Source organism: Rhabdobacter roseus (assembly GCF_014202275.1).
Taxonomy (GTDB): domain Bacteria; phylum Bacteroidota; class Bacteroidia; order Cytophagales; family Spirosomataceae; genus Rhabdobacter; species Rhabdobacter roseus.
The window spans coordinates 192826-210409 of the sequence record NZ_JACHGF010000002.1; the positions used below are offsets into that span (position 1 = coordinate 192826).

The 17584-nt window shown below is 52.9% G+C and carries 12 protein-coding genes; 7 read left to right on the forward strand and 5 right to left on the reverse strand.

Features of this window, described 5'->3' with window-relative positions; all coding sequences use genetic code 11:
- The first annotated feature begins 5 nt into the window (after nt 1-5).
- Complete coding sequence (locus HNQ92_RS05760; protein WP_184172118.1) at nt 6-971, forward strand: sugar phosphate isomerase/epimerase family protein; 966 nt, start codon at nt 6-8, stop codon at nt 969-971.
- A gap of 975 nt (nt 972-1946) precedes the next feature.
- Here the strand turns inward: HNQ92_RS05760 and HNQ92_RS05765 are convergent.
- A complete protein-coding gene (locus HNQ92_RS05765) occupies nt 1947-2378 on the reverse strand; it encodes a hypothetical protein (protein WP_184172120.1) in 432 nt (143 codons plus the stop codon).
- 365 nt (nt 2379-2743) lie between these two features.
- Nucleotides 2744-3253: a metallophosphoesterase family protein gene (locus tag HNQ92_RS05770; RefSeq protein ID WP_184172122.1), complete on the reverse strand. Its 510-nt coding sequence runs from the start codon at nt 3251-3253 to the stop codon at nt 2744-2746.
- 144 nt (nt 3254-3397) lie between these two features.
- Between HNQ92_RS05770 and HNQ92_RS05775 the strand changes: the two genes are divergently transcribed.
- The 5 genes from HNQ92_RS05775 (at nt 3398) to HNQ92_RS05795 (ending at nt 10345) form a co-directional block, all read left to right on the forward strand.
- Nucleotides 3398-4453 carry a 3-oxoacyl-ACP synthase III family protein gene (locus HNQ92_RS05775; protein WP_184172124.1) on the forward strand — a complete coding sequence of 352 codons (1056 nt, stop codon included), beginning with the start codon at nt 3398-3400 and terminating at the stop codon, nt 4451-4453.
- A 57-nt stretch (nt 4454-4510) separates the two neighbouring features.
- The gene (locus HNQ92_RS05780) at nt 4511-5125 is read left to right on the forward strand and encodes a DUF6134 family protein (RefSeq protein WP_184172126.1); all 615 of its coding nucleotides are present in this window, start codon (nt 4511-4513) and stop codon (nt 5123-5125) included.
- Between the two features lie 183 nt (nt 5126-5308).
- Nucleotides 5309-8131 carry an outer membrane beta-barrel protein gene (locus tag HNQ92_RS05785; protein WP_343062966.1) on the forward strand — a complete coding sequence of 941 codons (2823 nt, stop codon included), beginning with the start codon at nt 5309-5311 and terminating at the stop codon, nt 8129-8131.
- 22 nt (nt 8132-8153) lie between these two features.
- A complete protein-coding gene (locus HNQ92_RS05790) occupies nt 8154-8894 on the forward strand; it encodes a GLPGLI family protein (protein ID WP_184172128.1) in 741 nt (246 codons plus the stop codon).
- Nucleotides 8895-9457: 563 nt separating this feature from the next.
- Nucleotides 9458-10345: an OmpA/MotB family protein gene (locus HNQ92_RS05795; RefSeq protein ID WP_184172130.1), complete on the forward strand. Its 888-nt coding sequence runs from the start codon at nt 9458-9460 to the stop codon at nt 10343-10345.
- Nucleotides 10346-10429: 84 nt separating this feature from the next.
- Here HNQ92_RS05795 and HNQ92_RS05800 read toward each other — a convergent pair whose 3' ends face one another.
- Together HNQ92_RS05800 and HNQ92_RS05805 are read right to left on the reverse strand one after the other, a co-directional pair.
- Nucleotides 10430-11434, reverse strand: coding sequence for a phosphotriesterase family protein (locus HNQ92_RS05800; protein ID WP_184172132.1), 1005 nt, complete (start codon nt 11432-11434; stop codon nt 10430-10432).
- 38 nt (nt 11435-11472) lie between these two features.
- Nucleotides 11473-13140, reverse strand: coding sequence for a fatty acid--CoA ligase (locus HNQ92_RS05805; protein ID WP_184172134.1), 1668 nt, complete (start codon nt 13138-13140; stop codon nt 11473-11475).
- A gap of 107 nt (nt 13141-13247) precedes the next feature.
- On the opposite strand from HNQ92_RS05805, the gene HNQ92_RS05810 reads away from it, so the two are divergent.
- A complete protein-coding gene (locus HNQ92_RS05810; protein ID WP_184172136.1) occupies nt 13248-14204 on the forward strand; it encodes a threonine ammonia-lyase in 957 nt (318 codons plus the stop codon).
- 465 nt (nt 14205-14669) lie between these two features.
- Here the strand turns inward: HNQ92_RS05810 and HNQ92_RS05815 are convergent, their stop codons facing one another.
- The gene (locus HNQ92_RS05815; RefSeq protein ID WP_184172139.1) at nt 14670-17390 is read right to left on the reverse strand and encodes a TonB-dependent receptor; all 2721 of its coding nucleotides are present in this window, start codon (nt 17388-17390) and stop codon (nt 14670-14672) included.
- Between the last annotated feature and the right edge of the window lie 194 nt (nt 17391-17584).

Sequence of the window (17584 nt, forward strand, 5' to 3'; positions counted from 1 at the left end):
AGCGTATGCAACGAAGAGATTTTCTGAAAAATAGTACGCTGGGTTTGGGAGCCACTGCGCTGGGCGTGTCCACGCTGGGCGTATCCACGCTGGCAGCCGGTCCTTTGGTGAGTCCGGCGGCTGGTACCCTGACCCAAACGGAAGCTGCGGCGGTGAATACCGCCGCCCGGCCGATGATTAAGAAGAGCCTCAAGTACGGCATGATCAAAGAGGACCTGTCGCTGCTGGATAAGTTCAAAATGCTCAAAGACCTGGGCTACGACGGCGTGGAGCTAGACTCACCCAACGATCTGAGCGAAAAGGAAATTTTGAATGCCCGCGACAAGAGCGGCCTGGAGCTACCCGGCGTGGTGAACTCGCTGCACTGGAAGTCGCCGATCTCGGACCCGGACCCCAAGGCCCGTACGGCCTGTACAGAATCGATGAAGGAAGCCCTGCGGGCCTGCAAGCGCTACGGCGGCACCACGGTGCTGCTGGTGCCGGGCGTGGTCAACGACGGCATCACCTACCAGGAGGCCTACGAACGCTCACAAGCCGAGATCCGGAAGATGATCCCCGTGGCCGAGGAAACGGGCGTGAAGATAGCCCTGGAGAACGTCTGGAACAATTTCCTGATCAGCCCCGTGGAGGCGGCGCGCTACCTCGACGAGATCAACCACCCGCTGGTGGGCTGGTACTTTGACGTGGGCAACATCCTGCGGTACGGCTGGCCGGCGCACTGGATCGAGATCCTGGGCAAGCGGATCATGAAGCTCGACATCAAGGAGTTTAGCCTCGAGAAGCAGAAGAACGAAGGGCTTTGGAAGGGCTTCGAGGTGGAGCTGCTGGAAGGCGACTGCAATTGGCCCGCCGTGAACCAGGCCCTGGTGAAGATCGGCTACTCGGGCTGGGCTTCGGCCGAGGTCCGGGGCGGCGATCGCAAACGACTGCAAACCGTGAGTGAGAAAATGGACCAGATCTTTAAAGCCTAGCTTCGGCTATTCTAACTTAATACAAGTACCTGCGCCGATGGATTCATTTCCGTCGGCGCTTTTTTATGGGGCTACCCAGGTGGTAGACAGTGCGGCGATCGTGGCGTTGGGAGGTAGGTACCCAGGGCTACCTATTTTTTGTTCCTAATCCCTGCCAGAGCGGCCTCCGATACGGGGCAAGGAAGCGCCATTCGCAGGTACTTAAGGCAATTTGAAAGACGTTCAAGAAATTCAACGATTCACTCGCCTGGCAGAGTCAATAATTCGTGTTTTAGCCAAATGGATTATCGTTTAAAAAGCCTGAAAGAAGAAGCAAGGAAAGGGGGTAAAGATTTACTAGTAAGGTACTTAATGGCGTTGGCGGTCGTTTGGTTTCTGCTGAGGCCTTTCACAAAGTACCTGGTTTTGAACTCCCGAAGTACCCTTGTTTATCTGCCATAATCTGTGGTTTTAAACCAAAAAATGGTCAAAAAAGGAGTGCTTTTTTGAAACGGAAAAGCCGCCTGTGATCTACCCTTAAAACCCGTCTTCCGCTTTCTTCTGCTCTGTTAATGTCCAGTTACTTAACGTACTTTCTATGTTCGGAGCCCTGGGTACTTCGCCGGTACGTATTCCGTAGAAACGCGCCAAAGTAGGTAAGGCTAACCGGCTTTTATCGTCCACTTAGTTGTCGTTTTTTCGGGAAGGTACTTGCTGATCCGGACCATTCCCTAACTACCAACGTAAGGAAAATAACCGCCCTTGCTAAGCAAAAAACTAACAGAAATAAAGTGCTTTGAATCGAGCCAAGTACCTGGAATTTAGAAAGGTTCTTTGCCTTCTGGCGGGGCCCGGAAGCCGTAAATGAAAGGCACGTACCGGCGAGGGTACCCGGCGTACGGGCAGATGTGGGAAGTGGAGCAGCGAGTATAAACACAACGAAGCCACTCCGCATGAGAGTGGCTTCGTCGAGAATACGAATGTATCATCAAGAAATTAAGCCTTTTTTCTGGGCTCGGATTCGATGAGTTTTAGCTCAAAGCTGTTTTGGCTACCTTGGTACTCAAAAGGCTTGGCGGCGTACACAAAACCGGTGTTTTCAAAATCGACACCCTGCTTGGTTAAGATTCCTTTGAGGGGAATGGAGTAGCCCCGGCCACGCTTTACAATAGCAAACGCGAATTCATCGCTGGGGTCGGCCTCAACCAGAAAAATAGAAGTAAGTACTTTTTTACGGGTATTGGCTCCGATGCGGAAGGTACTTTCTAAACCAACGCCGAGTTCTTCCAGGGTATTGCTAGGGAATATTAGTTGGCCTTTGGAAGAAATGGAACAAGTAGGTAGTTCGTTTTTTTCAACCTTAGCCTTGGTTTTGGTCTGAACGGAATTGTCGGCTGGTGAAAAGAATTGAATGTCTTTTTTGCTCATGATTCATTGTTTTTAGTTGTAAGATGGGCAAAGTTTAAAAAAAAATACTATATCCCATAACCTCAACCGTAATAAATCGCTTTTTTGGTAAAAAAAGATACATCTACTTTTTAATTTATTCAGGAATGACTCATTTAATCGGTACCTTCGAAGGCCTAGGTCGATTTTAAAATATTAAAAGGATCGACTGGATTTTTAATAATACAGAAGAAAAAAGAAAGCGCTTCGTGGGTTATAATCAGAAGTTATTTGGTGAAATGGGCAGAGCTCTCCGGGAGGGATGGGAGAGAAATGGGTTGTGTTTGGGCGGGCTACCAAAGTACTTTTGCCGCACTTTCGTTTTTGGCAATTAAATCACCGGATACTTAGTACAAGGCCGAGCGTAAACCAAGCTCCACTACTTCCATGTTGGCGATCTGTCCTTCGTGGAGCGAGAAGCGCAGGGCTGTGCGTACTTTATGAAAGCCTTCGCGTCCGGCCGCGCCGGGATTCAGGTACAGCATCTGGCCCAGCTTGGGGTCGCGCATGACGCGTAGGATGTGCGAATGTCCACACACGAAGATGTGGGGCGGCTGGGCCAGCAACTGCGGCCGTACCTGAGGATTATAGCGCGGCGGGTACCCGCCAATGTGCGTCATCCACACCCGGAAGCCTTCCAATTCAAAGCGGCAGTTTTCCTCAGAACGTAGCTTGACCTCCTTGCCGTCGATGTTGCCGTACACGACGCGCAGCGGTTTGAAATTTTCTAATTGTTCGATAATACCGGCATCGCCCACGTCACCCGCGTGCCAAAGCTCGTCGCATGGGGCAAAGTGCTGGAAGAGAGCGGGGTCCAGGTAGCCGTGGGTATCCGAGAGCAAACCGATTTTTAGCATGGAAGCAAGGGTAAGCGTTATCAAATTTCGTAGAAACTATTGGATATATATGCGAATAATAGCACCTTTGGACGTATGCTTAGGGGAGGAGGAGCCCGCAAGGTAATCAGCACAGTATTCCATTGACAAACTACGGTATTTAAAATGATGAAAACGAAAATAGCCGGGCTGGGTTTTTACGTACCCGACTGGGTGGTGACCAACGACGAACTGACCAAGCTGATGGAAACCTCGGACGCGTGGATTCAGGAGCGAACGGGGATCAAGGAGCGGCGCTACGCCCGCAAACACGAAGAAACCACCACCACCATGGGCGCGCGGGCCGCGCAAATTGCCATCGACCGGGCGGGCATTCAAAAGGAAGATGTGGACTTTATTATTTTTGCTACGCTCAGTCCCGACTACTACTTTCCCGGCTGTGGGGTACTTCTGCAGCGCGAGCTGGGGATTACCAAAACGGAAATAGGAGCCCTGGATATCCGCAACCAGTGCTCGGGCTTTATCTACGGCCTGTCCATTGCCGATCAGTTTATCAAAACGGGCATGTACAAAAACATCCTGCTGGTAGGCGCTGAAATGCACTCGATGGGGCTCCAGTTCAGTACGCCCGGGCGTAACGTATCCGTCATCTTTGGCGACGGTGCCGGGGCGGTGGTGCTCCAGCCTACCCAAAAAGAGGGACAGGGCATTTTGACCACGCAGCTGCATTCGGACGGTACCCACGCCGAGCAGCTGGCCATGATAAGCCCCGGCAGCCACGGCGGCTACCACCTCGGAAAAGAGAAGTTTGGTTTTCCGGATACCGAATTTGGCGAAATTTTCGTTTACCAAGAACTGATTGAGCAGAAAAGTTACTACCCCACTATGGAAGGCCAACTGGTATTTAAAATGGCCGTTCAGAAATTCCCCGAGGTTATCATGGAAGCACTCGCCAAAACCGGCTTAGAGAAATCGGCCATTGATTTGCTCGTGCCGCACCAGGCAAACCTTCGCATTAGCCAGTATGTACAGGCTAAGCTCGGGCTGCGCGACGACCAGGTCTGGAACAACATCCAGAAGTACGGGAATACCACCGCCGCCTCCATTCCCATCGCGCTCTGCGAGGCCTGGGAGGCTGGCAAAGTCCGGGAGGGTGACCTGGTTTGTCTGGCGGCTTTCGGAAGCGGTTTTACCTGGGGCTCGGCCTTGATCCGGTGGTAATGTAGTGGGGCGGGGTACGGAAAGTACCTTTGCCCGAGGAAATAAACAGAAGAACGTATGAAGATGGTGATGCTTTGCCGGTGGTTGTTTTTGGTATTGGGGGGTGTTTCGGCGCACGGCCAGGAGGTAGTGTACGACGTATGGCTGTCGGGCAGAAACGTGGGGCATCTTACCGTCTCTCCGGCGCAGGGAGGCTCCCCGAGCCACCAGAACCTAAAGGTAGAGGGAAATATTAATACCTTTTTTTATAAGGTAATCTACGTAGGAGAAAATACGTACGAAAAAGGCGTTTTGAAAACCTCGCTCTCGAGCCAACACGTAAACGGTCAGTTTAAAGAAAAAACGCAGACGTACCAAAAAAACGAAGGGTACCTGATTGCGCATACCGAAGAGAAAAAACCACGGCGCCTCCTGCCGGAAATGCCGACGCCCATCCTGAACACCGTAACCAGTCTTTACTACCGCGAACCCGTGAACTACCGACAGGTCTACTCCGAGCGCTACGGTCAAATGGTCACCATCGACAAGGTAGGTCCGGCGGCTTATAAAGTAAACATGCCCGACGGCAAAGCAACCGTTTATAAGTACGAAGGTGGGCGGTGCCAAGAGGTTCTGGCGCGCATCGCGGGCTTGTCGTTAAACTTCAAACTACGCGAGACTAACTCAAACTAACAACTGTTTTATTGGAAAAAAGTACCTCCGTTTATTCCTGATCGGAGAAATAAATTCGTGGGTAGGTTTGGTGGAAACTAACATTTTAGTTAATTTTAACAAAAATTAACGTAGCGGCGTGCAACTATATCCCGCGTAGTTACGACTTTTGAACTATTCTTCCACTCTAAGCCTACCTTCGCCTTGAAAAAATGCTTACTTCTACTGCTGATTAGCTGTATTGGCTGGTCAGCCATGGCCCAAACTACGGGTCGCTACACCATCAAAGGGACTGTTATGGACTCAACGGGCAACAAGCTGCCCGGCGCCACGGTGATGCTCCTGCTCCCGAAAGATTCTTCGCTGGTCAATTACGGCCGCACCGACACCGAAGGGGCACTGGAATTCAAGAATGTCAAACGAATTACCTACCTCCTCAAGATTTCGTACGTAGGGTACCTGCCCTTTCAGCAAGAAGTAAAACCTACCGATGAGGCCATCAACGAGCTGGGTACTTTGCAAATGAAGGAGCTCAACCAGGACCTGTTTGAGGTAGTGATCAAGACGGCCCGGGCCCCGCTCAGCATCCGGGGCGATACCGTCGAGTACAACGCCAGCTCCTTCAAAGTACCTCCCGGATCTACCGTAGAAGACCTGCTACGGCGCTTGCCGGGGATGCAGATCGGACAAGACGGAAGTATCCAGGCCCAGGGGGAGGAAGTAAAACGGGTAACGGTAGACGGCAAGCGGTTTTTTGGGGATGACCCCAAAATGGCCACCAAGAACCTCCCGGCCGATGCCATTTCCAAAGTACAGGTCTTTAACGACAAGTCGGAGCAGTCGCGCATTACGGGGGTAGACGACGGCAAGCGAGAGAAAACCGTCAACCTTGAGCTAAAAGACAGCCACAAGAAAGGGGGCTTTGGCAAAGCCACGCTGGGGGCCGGTACCGACTCCCGGGCGGAGGCCAAGATCAACTACAACCGCTTCAATGACAAGCAGCAGTTTGCGATCGTGGGCTTCGGCAATAACGTCAACCAGACGGGGATGTCCTGGGACGACTACCAGGATTTCCGGGGTAGCCAGTCGTTTAACTGGGGCGATAACGCCGACTTTGGGTTTAGCAGCGGAGGGATGTATTACTACTCTTCGGGCGACGACGAAAGCGTGACGCTGCAGCCCGGGGGCGGAAGCCGAGACCGGGGCTTTACCAAAAACTACGCCGGCGGGGCCAACTATAACTACGACGACAAGAAAACGAAGCTCAACACCAGCTACTTTTACAACCAAACCGAGCAAACCCTTGATGCCTTCTCGCAAAGGGAAAATTTCCTGAGTAACAACACTTCCTTCCGGACGCTGAACGACAACACCCGCCTAAACTTCAACGCCAACCACCGCGGTAACCTGCGTTTTGAGAAAAAGCTTGACTCCCTCAATACGCTGGTCATATTCAGTAATGGCCGCTACGGGCAAGGAAATAACCGCTACAATAGCCTTCAGCAGTTTTACCGGAATGACGGTACTTTGTCCAACCAGTCGACAATTAATAACTTCAATCAATTTAACTCGTTTGCCATAGAAAACGCGATGATCTACCGGCACGAGTTTCGTAAAAAAGGACGCAACTTTGCGGCCAGCGTGACCTACAACGTCAGCAACTCCCAGGGAGATGGGGATCAACGGTCAGTTAATGAATTCTTTTTTGAAGGCAACCGCCCTGATTCGCTCTTGAACATTAGCCAGGTCAACCAAACCAACAGCCTGCGTAATGTAATCAAAAGCAGCGTGTATTACATTGAGCCCTTCGCCAAGAAGTTCTTCTGGGAAACCTTCTACAACTTTAGCTACCGTACCGACGAAGTGGACCGCGACGTGTCCGACCGTCGGGGAGACGTAGAGGTACGGAATAGCTTCCTGAGCCGCTACTACACCAACAACTTCACCTACAACCGGCTGGGTACTTCGGTTCGGTACTCGCACAAGGGCCTGAATCTGGTGGCGGGTCTGGCGGGGCAGCAGTTTAAGCTGCGGGGCAAGTACGCCGAAGACCAAACGTCACGGGACTTTGGGCGCATCGACCGGACTTTCTTTGCCTGGATTCCCAACGTTTCGTTCAACTATAACCTTAAAAACAACCGTTACCTGCGGGCTAATTATAGTGTCAGCTTACAGGAGCCTTCCATCCGGGATTTGCAGCCAATCGTAGACAATAGCAATCCGCTTTACATTCAGATAGGTAACCCGGATCTACTCCCGCAAACGTACCACAACGCCAGCGTAGGATACAGTCACTTCAATCCGGGTAATTTCACGCAGTTTTTTGTGAGCCTTAACTACACCTACAACGTCAATCAAATTATTTATAACCAAACGATCGACGAAAACTTCGTGACAACTACCCGCCCTACCAACATCACCGGTGGGGAGCGATTGGGTGTGTACGGCAACTACGGCTTCCCGCTCAAGAAAACCAAGGCTACACTGAACGTATTCTCGTCGCTGAACTTCAGCAACAACATTACGTTTATTAACGCCGTCGAAAACCAAACCCGCACCGACGCCTACAACGTGGGCGTACGGCTGGATCTGACGCCGGTAGACTGGCTCACCTTCTACCCGAATGCCAACTGGAACATCAGCAATACCCGCTATTCCATCAATACGTCGCAGAACCAGCAAATCGTGAATAATACCTACGGAGCCGAAATGAACATACGCCTGCCGAAGGATATTTTCATTAAGTCAGACTTTGTGCACCGTTCTTATGTCAACGAGCGCTTCGGGTTTAATCAGCAGATTCCGATCCTGAACATGGCCGTCTATAAACTATTCCTCAAGAACAAGCGGGGCGAAATGCGCCTGACGGCCTACGACGTGTTCAATCAAAACCGCGGTATTACCCAGTTTGCTTCCCAAAACTTTGTGTCCCAGGAGCAGATCCAAACCCTGGCGAGGTACTTCATGCTCAGCTTTTCGTACAACATGCGGGGCATGAAGTCGACGATTCGCCGGCAGAGTTATTAATCATCTCTTAATCATTGATAGTATGAAATTAATTCGAATCCTGCTCTTTACACTAAGTACCCTGCCCGTATGGGCGCAGCCGGTAGAGGGCGTAGTTACCTACGAGCGAGTGCAATACTGGACCAAGATCAACGCGCGCCTGCCCTTCCTGAGCCAGGAAGAGAAAGACCGCATGAAAATGACCTGGGGGAGTAGCGATGGCTATAAAGAAAAAACCGTGCTGTACTTCAACGAAAACCAGAGCAAGTACACCAAGAACACCGAAGCCACCGGTGGCTATTCCTGGAGCAAAGAGGAGGATATTTTTTACCGGGATTTTGCGAATGGAACTCAGAAAAGCCTCCTAGCCATGCTGGGTAAAACCTACCTGCTAGACGATTCCCTGCCGGAACCCCACTGGAAAATCATGAACCAGATCAAGGACATCAGCGGCCATGTGTGTATGCTGGCCGTGATGGATGACACCGTCCGGAAGCAGACCATCAAGGCCTGGTTTGCGGATGACATCCCGGTCATGGCGGGCCCCGAAAAGTTTTTTGGCCTGCCCGGATTGATTTTGGAAGTAGATGTCAATGACGGAGATGCCATCATTACGGCCATAAAAGTAGAGATGAAGCCAGTCACGGAGGAAATTAAGTTACCCAAGAAGCTAAAAGGAAAAAAGCTGACCAACGCCCAATACGAGTCGCTTATCAGCAATCATATCCAGGTGAGTCAGAAGGCATACCGAAATCCGTATTGGGATATGAGGTATTGGTATTAAAAAATAGCTGGATACAAAACTAGTCCATTGGGCCCGGCGGCACGTATTGTGTGCAGCCGGGTTTTTTAATGTCCTTCGGGGAAAGAGGATCCGGCGGGCATACCACCAGCTAAAAAGGCCCCATAATCGGTTTTTGCAGAATAGGTGCTTTTAGGGAGGCACGCGCCGAACTCCCGAAAAGCTAAAAATTTCATTATAAAATAATTAGAAATGGGGAAGAGTACTGCTAAAAAGTACCTTTCGGGCAAAGGCTAAAGAGAACTTTTTGTTTGGGGGTTTTGTGATTAATTGATTGTTTTACAGAATGTTATCGTTAATTAGTACAAGCGATAAGTACCTGGTCGCCCATGACGGTCTAAATAATTTGCAGCTTTGGCACAATAATTTGGTAAGAATAACAATGAAAGTACTACGTTTTTAAGCCGAGTATGTTAATTTTGCAACCTGAAACGCTTGAACAATACGCCGATGGTTTGAGAATCAAGAACTCATTTTCAAACTTTTATGTTTAAAACAACTGAAATAAAAATAACCAATCACGCTTAATTTAACTCGCTAACCCCATGCAAAAAACAATTGTTGCCATTGCCCTCTTACTTACCCTTGGATCTTGTGCCAGTAAAAAGAAAATGGTTGCCTTAGAAAATAAGGCCAATGAAATTCAATTACAATTAGACAAGGCTAGGGCTGATCTGAACGATTGTGACGGAAAAACGGCTAACCTGAACACGCAGCTCAAGCAAAGAGCCGATGAGCTGGCCAGCCGGAACAGTCGGGTAAAGGAATTAGAGGACCAGGTTGATTATCTGAAAAAGAACAACAACCAACTGTTGGACCGTATGTCTGACTTGTCGGTAATTTCCAAAGAAGGCGCTGAGAGCATCAAGCGCTCGATGGAGACGATGAACCAGCAAGGTAAGTACATCCAAAACCTGAACACGAGCATCCAACGCAAGGACTCGCTGAACATGGCGCTGGTGATGAACCTGAAGCGCTCGCTACAAGATGTGAGCGACGAAGACGTTCAGATCGAAGTGAAGAAAGGCGTTGTATACGTGTCTCTGTCGGACAAAATGCTTTTCAACACGGGTAGCTACAACATCACTTCCAAAGCAGAAGTAATTTTGGGTAAAGTAGCCCGCATCCTGAACGACTACAAAGAAATCGAGATTCTGGTAGAAGGCCACACGGATAACGTACCTTACCGTAGCGAAAACCTGGTAGACAACTGGGATCTTAGTGTGAAGCGGGCAACGTCCGTAGTAAGAACGCTACAAGAAAAATACGGTGTATCACCTACCCGCATGATTGCCGGTGGCCGTGGCGAGCACCTACCCAAAGTGGGTAATGATAGCAAAGATAGCCGTAGCCAAAACCGTCGCACGGAGATCATCATTACGCCTAAATTGGATCAATTCTTCAATCTGTACACGCCCCAAGCTGGTAAATAAGCAAAGGGTAGTTTGAGATTACGAATGAAAGCCCGCTGGCAAGTTGTCAGCGGGCTTTCGCATGTTTTAGAACTAAGGGCGCAGTCAGACTTTACGCACACGTAGCGTAAAAGCGTCGGCGGGATTGGTCACCAGCAGCTGCTCGAAGTCATTTTCCGTGAAGCCTCGCTTCCGAAGGGCGGGCAGCAGCCGGTCAAAAAGCGGCGTGTAACCCACAAAAGTACCCCCGTCGGGCTCACCGGGCCGGTACCAGCCCGCGTCGTGCGAAAGCAGCACGTGCGACAAGTACCCGTTCGTTTTTAGCAGCTCGATCCAGGGCACGTACTCCTCGGGGTTGCCCCAGCCCAGGCCGTCCAGGCTCACCCAGGTACCCAGCTGAGCCGCTTTGACGTACCAATTCTTGACGGGCTCGCCCTGCGCGTGTACCCACACAAACGCCCGCGGCGCTACGCCGTGGGTGCGAAGTACCTCGATCTCCTCCAAAGCCGTGGCGGCCGGGCCGGTGTGCGAGCAAATGGTGAGGCCGGTGCGCAGGTGCGTCAGTGCCGCGGCTTTGACAAGCTTACGGTGTAGCTCCGAAAGGGTACCTGCGTTGACGCCGATCTTGATAAAGCCCGGCCGCACGGAGGTACCTTCGATGCCCTGCTCAAATTCGGCCGTCCAGCGCTGGGCCAGTTGTTCGGCGGTTTCGTCGAAGGCCCAGGGCGGCAGGTACTTGTTATCCACGGCGCCGTAGTAGCCCGTGTTGGTGAGGAGTTGCAGACCGCTTTGCTCCGCGAGCTCCAGCAGTAGCAGCGGATCTCTTCCCAGGAAGGCGGGCGTACATTCCAGCAGGGTTTTTAACCCCCGCTCGCGGGCTTCGCGCAGGTAAGGAAGTACCTTGGCCACTACTTCGGCACGGTCCCAGCGGCTGGCGCTGATGCGGTCGGCCCCGATGAAATCCACGAGTACGTGCTCGTGAATAAGGGTAGTACCTAGCTGCGAAGCCGGAATTTCCCCTTGGATTGTCATGATTTTTCCCACCGGTGGCCTGCTGATCAGCAGGGGAGCCGCCAGGCTGGCTTGCAAAAAACGTCGACGCGTGAGCATAGGCAGGTACTTTGGGGAAAACTACCTCAGGGTACTTTTCAAATGGTTAAATCTACCCGTATTTTCTTTTTGTCGATCTTCCCGACGCTCGTTTTCGGAATGTCAGGGACAAACAAAATCCGATCGGGAATGTACCAGGGCTTAATCTCCCCTGACTCCACAAAGCGCTGCATTTGCTGCTTGATGAGCTCGGCCGTGAGCAGATCCTGAAAGTCGGGCTTCGGTACGACCAGCGCGTTGGGGCGCTCGCCCCAGCGCGCGTCGGGCATTCCTACCACGGCTACTTCGGCCACGCCCTCTACCTGCGAGAGCAGGTTTTCGAGGTCCAGGGACGATACCCACTCGCCGCCCGTTTTGATGACATCCTTCACCCGGTCCGAGATCGTAAGGTAGTAGTCGGGCCCCAGGCTGCCTACGTCGCCGGTGTGCAGCCAGCCGTTTTCCCAGAGTTTCTCAGAGTTTTCGGGCTCTTTAAAGTACCCCTGGGTCATCCACGGACTGCGGGCCACTACTTCGCCGGTAGCCTGCCCGTCGTGGGGCAGGAAGGTACCCTGCTCATCGACGAGGCGTAACTCCACGAAGGGAGCCATTTTGCCCGCTTTGGTACGGTAGGCCAGCTGTTCTTCCAGGGGTAGTTGTAGTTGTTCTTCATTGAGATGAACCACCGCCATCACGGGGGCGGTTTCGGACATGCCGTAGCCCTGCGACACGTTAATGCCCAGCTCCAGAGCCGCTTGGGCCAGGCCGCGCGTCAGGGCCGAGCCGCCGATAATCACCTTCCAGTTGGAGAGATCCACCTGCTTGGCCACGGGGCTTTGAACGAGCATGTTCAGGATGGTAGGTACGCAGTGCGAGAAAGTGACTTTCTCGGTGAGCAGCAGGTTGAGAAGCATGGGTGGTTCGTAGCGTCCCGGATAGACCTGCTTGGCATTGAGCATCGTAGCCACGTAAGGGAAGCCCCAGGCGTGGACGTGAAACATGGGCGTAATGGGCATGTAGACATCCCGGTGCGAAAAAGGCAGCGCTTCAAAGCCGCAGAAGTAGCTCACCAAACCCATGGTGTGCATAAACAGCTGCCGGTGCGAAAAGTACACGCCTTTGGGGTTACCGGTAGTGCCGGTGGTATAGAAGCTCGTAGCCCAGGTATTTTCGTCAAAATCCGGGAATTCAAAGGCATCGGCGGCTTCGGCGAGTAATTGCTCGTACTCACCGGCGGCTTCTACGGCCGTGGTCGTGACGGCCTCAGGCGCGTCGCCGTACACCCGGTCACTAATGAGTACGTAGGTACGTACCGTCGTAATTTGATCTTTGATGGCCTCTAGAATGGGCAGAAAATCTTCGTGAACCAGCAGGATAGTGTCCTCGGCGTGGTTGATGGTATACAGGATCTGCGCGGGCGAAAGCCGGACGTTCACCGTGTGCAGAATGGCACCCATACAAGGTACGGCAAAGAAGCACTCCAGGTACCGGTGGCTGTCCCAGTCGAGCATGCCTACGGTGTCACCGGGGCCAATGCCCAGGCCCGTCAGGGCGTTGGCAAGCCGGTGGATACGCTGGTTCAGGGTCAGGTAGTTCATCCGGAACAAGTCCCGGTACACAATTTCGCGCTCAGGATTGTAGCGCACGCTTTGCGCCAATATATTTTTGATCAGAAGGGGAGAATCGTACGCAGACTCGGTACGGGGTATTACTTTTGTTTCAATCATATCACGCGTTGGTTTTGGGTAATAAATGACTCTTTGTGCCGAAGCTATTATATTAGTACACATCCCTTTAAAGATACTATTTCTCCTTTATTTATTTCAAGAAAAGTATGACCCACGAGATCTACCCGAGCCGGGAAGTGATTGAAGCGGCCCACGACCGCATCCGTCCGTTCATTCACCGTACGCCCGTTCTTACCAGCGCTACGCTTGATGCCCTTAGCGGAGCAAAGCTGTACTTTAAATGCGAAAATTGGCAGAAAATCGGGGCTTTTAAAGCCCGGGGCGGGCTCAATGCCGTGCTGTCGCTCAGCGAGCAGGATCTTAAAAATGGCATCACGACGCATTCTTCCGGCAACCACGCCCAGGCAATTGCCTACGCCGCACGCCAGGTTGGGGCAAAGGCCTACATCGTGATGCCCGACAATTCACCCCGCGTCAAGATTGAGGCCGTAAGGCAGTACGGGGCCGACATTGCGTTTTGCGTCAATACGCCCGAAGCCCGGCAGGAAGCGGTAGATCGGTTGGTGGAGCAAACGGGGGCCACGTTTATCCATCCCTTCAACGACTACCGCGTCATTGCGGGCCAGGCTACCGCCGCCCGGGAGCTGATAGAGGAGGTAGGTACTTCGCTGGACGTAGTCATGGCTCCGGTAGGCGGCGGCGGACTGCTGAGCGGAACGGCCTTGGCGGCCAGGTACTTTTCGCCGCAGACTACCGTGGTGGCGGGGGAGCCGGAGGGAGCCGCCGACGCGGTACTTTCGTTTCGGAGCGGACAGATCGAACGCGCGCCCTACGTACGCACCATCGCCGACGGCCTGTTGACACCTTTAGGTACCAAGACGCTCCCGATCATTCTCGAAAATGTGAAAGAAATTCTGACGGTTTCGGATGACGAAATTGTGGCTGCCATGCGCCTGCTCTGGGAACGCATGAAGATCGTCGTGGAGCCGTCGGGAGCGGTACCTTTGGCAGCCCTGATAAAACACAAGGAAAGGTTTAAGGATCAGCGCATTGGCATCATTCTGACGGGTGGGAATGTAGATTTGGGCAAACTACCTTTTTAAAGGTACAACATCTGTATATCAATCGGTTACAAGTAGCATTATAAAGATATATTTTGTAAAATATTCTATGTTTTTACAGTTACTATTTTTACATTTACAAGGTTAGTGAAAAGCTCTGGGCAACTGGGGCTCAACACTATACACACTCATAGAAGGCTCGGCTTAGGCTGGGCCTTTTTTATTTCATGCTTTGATAAGCAAAAGGATAAGTACCTATAAAGCATAAAGCCTCTTCGAATCGATACGATTTGAAGAGGCTTTATGTAAACTACGAGGCTAGATTTAAAACAAAATGATGAACATTTTGTATACCTTTTAAGCTTGCTTGTTTACTTACGAGTACAGCTATTTGTAACGTTAAAGTGAACAGCCTGGTTGTTTCAACCAGGCTTGTTTTGTTGCATATACGTATACGCGTGGGTTATGGATTTAATTTTTTGTGAAAATTTTCATTTTTTTTCAAAATCATAAACCCAGCGCCCACCCCAGGTACACAACCCGACCGATCGGAGCCGAGCCGTAGGCGTGGATCGCGTTGGCGTTGGTGAGGTTGGTGCCGCCGAGGCGCAGGGTACTTTGGAGTGAAGCCAGGCGGTACCCGAGTTGTGCATCTACGGTACCAAAGGCGCCAATCGTTCCCTCATCAAAGGGCATGAAGTAGGTGTAGCCCGTTTGGTAGCGGTAGTTGAGGCTGTACATAAGCTGCTTATGCTCGCCATCCAGCCCCAGGTTAAACTTGTGCTGCGGCGTATTGAAGCCCAAAATGAGACCCGGTACATCGTCTTCGTTGATGTGCGACCAGGTGTAGTTTCCGGCTAGATGTATTTTTTTGGAAATAAAGTAATCGGTAGCAAGTACCACGCCCTGTGTAAGTACCCGTTGCTCGGCGTTGGCCCACACCTGAATCAACCGTCCGCGGGTACGGTCGCTGGCGGGTTTGGCGAAATCACCGCTGGGGGTAGGTAGGGGAGCACCCGTGACGGCCAGCCCGTCCTCGCGGCCGTAAAAGCGCAAGGTACCTATGAAGTCCCGGTAGTGGGAGCGGTAGTAGCTGGCGTCGACGTAGAAACCCTTGAATAGCTGCGCTTTGTAGCCAACTTCCCAGGTATTGACCTGCTCGGGCGAGAGGCTTTTGATCCGTTGGGGCTTCAGGAAATCAGGATTAGACTGGCCCTTGGGCAGCACCGAAACCGCGTTGAGGCCTTCGTAGCCGTTGTCGATGTTGCCCTGCACCAGCAGGCTCCCAAAATCCAGGTAGATGAACTGATCCAACTGAGCGGGCTGCCGGTAGGCCTGGGCGTAGTTGAGGCGTAGGTTGTGCTGCCGCTGTTCGCCCAGCGAAAGTACCCCCGAAATGCGCGGCGAAAAACGCGCCCCGAAGTTGCGGAACTGATCAAAACGCCCGGCAAAGGCCAGCCGCAGGCGGTTGTTGAGTAGCTCCTGCCGCAGCTGCGCGTAAGCGCCGCCTTCCCAGTTGACGATCTGGTCACGCCGCTGTACCTCGTTGGTGCCGGGCCGCACGGGTGACTTGTCGCCGTCAGCGAGCAAAGTACCCTGCGAGCGCAGGATGTGCGTACGGTAAGAAGCCCCGGCAATGAGGTGGGTACTTGGGGCCAGCAGCCACTCTTTCTGCCCGCTGACGTCCCAGAACCGCGCCGTATTGGCAAAAGCCGCGCCGCGTACGGTTTGGGTACCGTTGAGGTCGATGGTCCCTACGCCCGTTACGATTTGCTCGCGCAGTTGATTAAACAAAGTACTCCCCACGGGTACCTGTACCCCCGCGGCCAGCTGAGACGCGAGACGCTGAGCTTCTTCCAGCCCCAAGCCCGCCGGAATGGCCTGAGGCAACGTATAGGGTACGGGAGCCCCCCCCGCCGGATTGGGCAGGTACGTACCGCTTAGGGAAGTACCCGCCGCCAGGCCGGTGGTTCGGGCTGCGCTGAAGAGCTGGTTCCAGAGGGTAAAGTAGTTTTGGGCAAAGGTCGGGTACCTATTGCCGTTGGCCTGGGTACCAGCCGTCATGGGGGCATTCATGATGCCGTTGCCGAGGGAAGCCAGGTCGTAGGCCTTGCCGCCGTAGTCGAAGACGGTGTAGGCGCGCAAAAACCAGCCCTGGCCCGAAAGCTCGGCCCGGTGGAGGTCATATTGCATGGCGCGCTGCGCGTAGCGGCTGCTACTCTGGAAGATACCATTGCTGGAGGAGTACTTGTATTCGTAGATAGCCTTGAGGTGTTCGGTAATCTTCCAGTGTAAAGAAGGGTTAATCCGGACGTTTCCGGCCTTGTAGCGGTCGTTGAACAAGCCGAACAAATCGCCCGGCGCGCGGGCCCAGAGCATGGCTTCTTCGGTATAGCCCGGCGCGTACAGCCGGTAGGGCTGGCCGTTGTTGAGGGCCGTAAGCGCCGGATTGGTAACGGAAGTACCCACATCGCCGTAGCGGTTGAGGGCGTTCCAGCCCAAGGGCGAGCCTGCGGCGTTGTTGGACGGATCGGCCCCGGCCAGGCCACCCGCCGTTACCCGCCGGATGGCGGCTTCGCTACTACCCACAAACTCGTCGGCCGAGAAGTAGTTGGCATTTAATTTAAAAGCCCAGCGGGTACCCAGCGTGCGGGCGTAGCGGAGCTGGGCGTCGAGCAGGCTGCGGCTGCCGCCCCGCAGCGAGGCCGTCAGACCGGGCGTTTCGAAGGGATCTTTGGTATTCATCATCAGTACCCCGTTGAGGGCGTTGGAGCCGTACAGGGCCGAGTTGGCCCCGTGGATCAGGTCCACGCTCGCGAGGTCCAGCTCGGGTACGCCCATCCAGTTGCCGTAGTAGAGCGAGGCGGTGGGGGAGGTGACGTCCACGTAGTCCACGAGCTGCACCACGCGCTCGGCCTTGGAGCTGTTGAAGCCGCGGGTACTGAAGCTGGTAATGAGCCAGCTCGACTGGTTCACGTCGATGCCTTTGTAGCGGGCCAGGCTGGAAATCAGCTCCGTACCGGGCTGGCGCTGTAGTTGGGCGGCCGTAATGTGTTCTACCGTCACGGGCGTTTCCATCACGCGCTCCGCCGTGCGCGAGGCCGACACGATGATTGCTTGGAAAGTACCCCCTTCGCGCTGGGCGGTGGTGTCGGTCTGGGCCCAGGTTAAAGTGGGTAAGCTGCTGGCTATGAGGATAGAAAGGGCGTTTCGATAAAGTGAAAACATAGAATACAAGGGTTGTTTTGGGGGCGAAGTTAAGTACTTGCGCCACATAATGGTACTTTTGAGAAGAGCATAGATCATGAAGAGGAAGTGCTTTTGCCTACCTACCCATGACTTGCGCAACACGTATTGCGCTCAATAAAGGTACTTTAGGCACGACAACGGGCTAATCCCTTTCTCATTTTTTGATGTATACC

Coding starts and splice junctions, on each gene's coding strand:
- HNQ92_RS05780 (WP_184172126.1), top strand. CDS start 4,511: ATGAAGATGGTGATGCTTTGCCGGTGGTTGTTTTTGGTATTGGGGGGT.
- HNQ92_RS05795 (WP_184172130.1), top strand. CDS start 9,458: ATGCAAAAAACAATTGTTGCCATTGCCCTCTTACTTACCCTTGGATCT.
- HNQ92_RS05765 (WP_184172120.1), bottom strand. CDS start 2,378: ATGAGCAAAAAAGACATTCAATTCTTTTCACCAGCCGACAATTCCGTT.
- HNQ92_RS05810 (WP_184172136.1), top strand. CDS start 13,248: ATGACCCACGAGATCTACCCGAGCCGGGAAGTGATTGAAGCGGCCCAC.
- HNQ92_RS05815 (WP_184172139.1), bottom strand. CDS start 17,390: ATGTTTTCACTTTATCGAAACGCCCTTTCTATCCTCATAGCCAGCAGC.
- HNQ92_RS05805 (WP_184172134.1), bottom strand. CDS start 13,140: ATGATTGAAACAAAAGTAATACCCCGTACCGAGTCTGCGTACGATTCT.
- HNQ92_RS05770 (WP_184172122.1), bottom strand. CDS start 3,253: ATGCTAAAAATCGGTTTGCTCTCGGATACCCACGGCTACCTGGACCCC.
- HNQ92_RS05790 (WP_184172128.1), top strand. CDS start 8,154: ATGAAATTAATTCGAATCCTGCTCTTTACACTAAGTACCCTGCCCGTA.
- HNQ92_RS05800 (WP_184172132.1), bottom strand. CDS start 11,434: ATGCTCACGCGTCGACGTTTTTTGCAAGCCAGCCTGGCGGCTCCCCTG.
- HNQ92_RS05775 (WP_184172124.1), top strand. CDS start 3,398: ATGATGAAAACGAAAATAGCCGGGCTGGGTTTTTACGTACCCGACTGG.
- HNQ92_RS05760 (WP_184172118.1), top strand. CDS start 6: ATGCAACGAAGAGATTTTCTGAAAAATAGTACGCTGGGTTTGGGAGCC.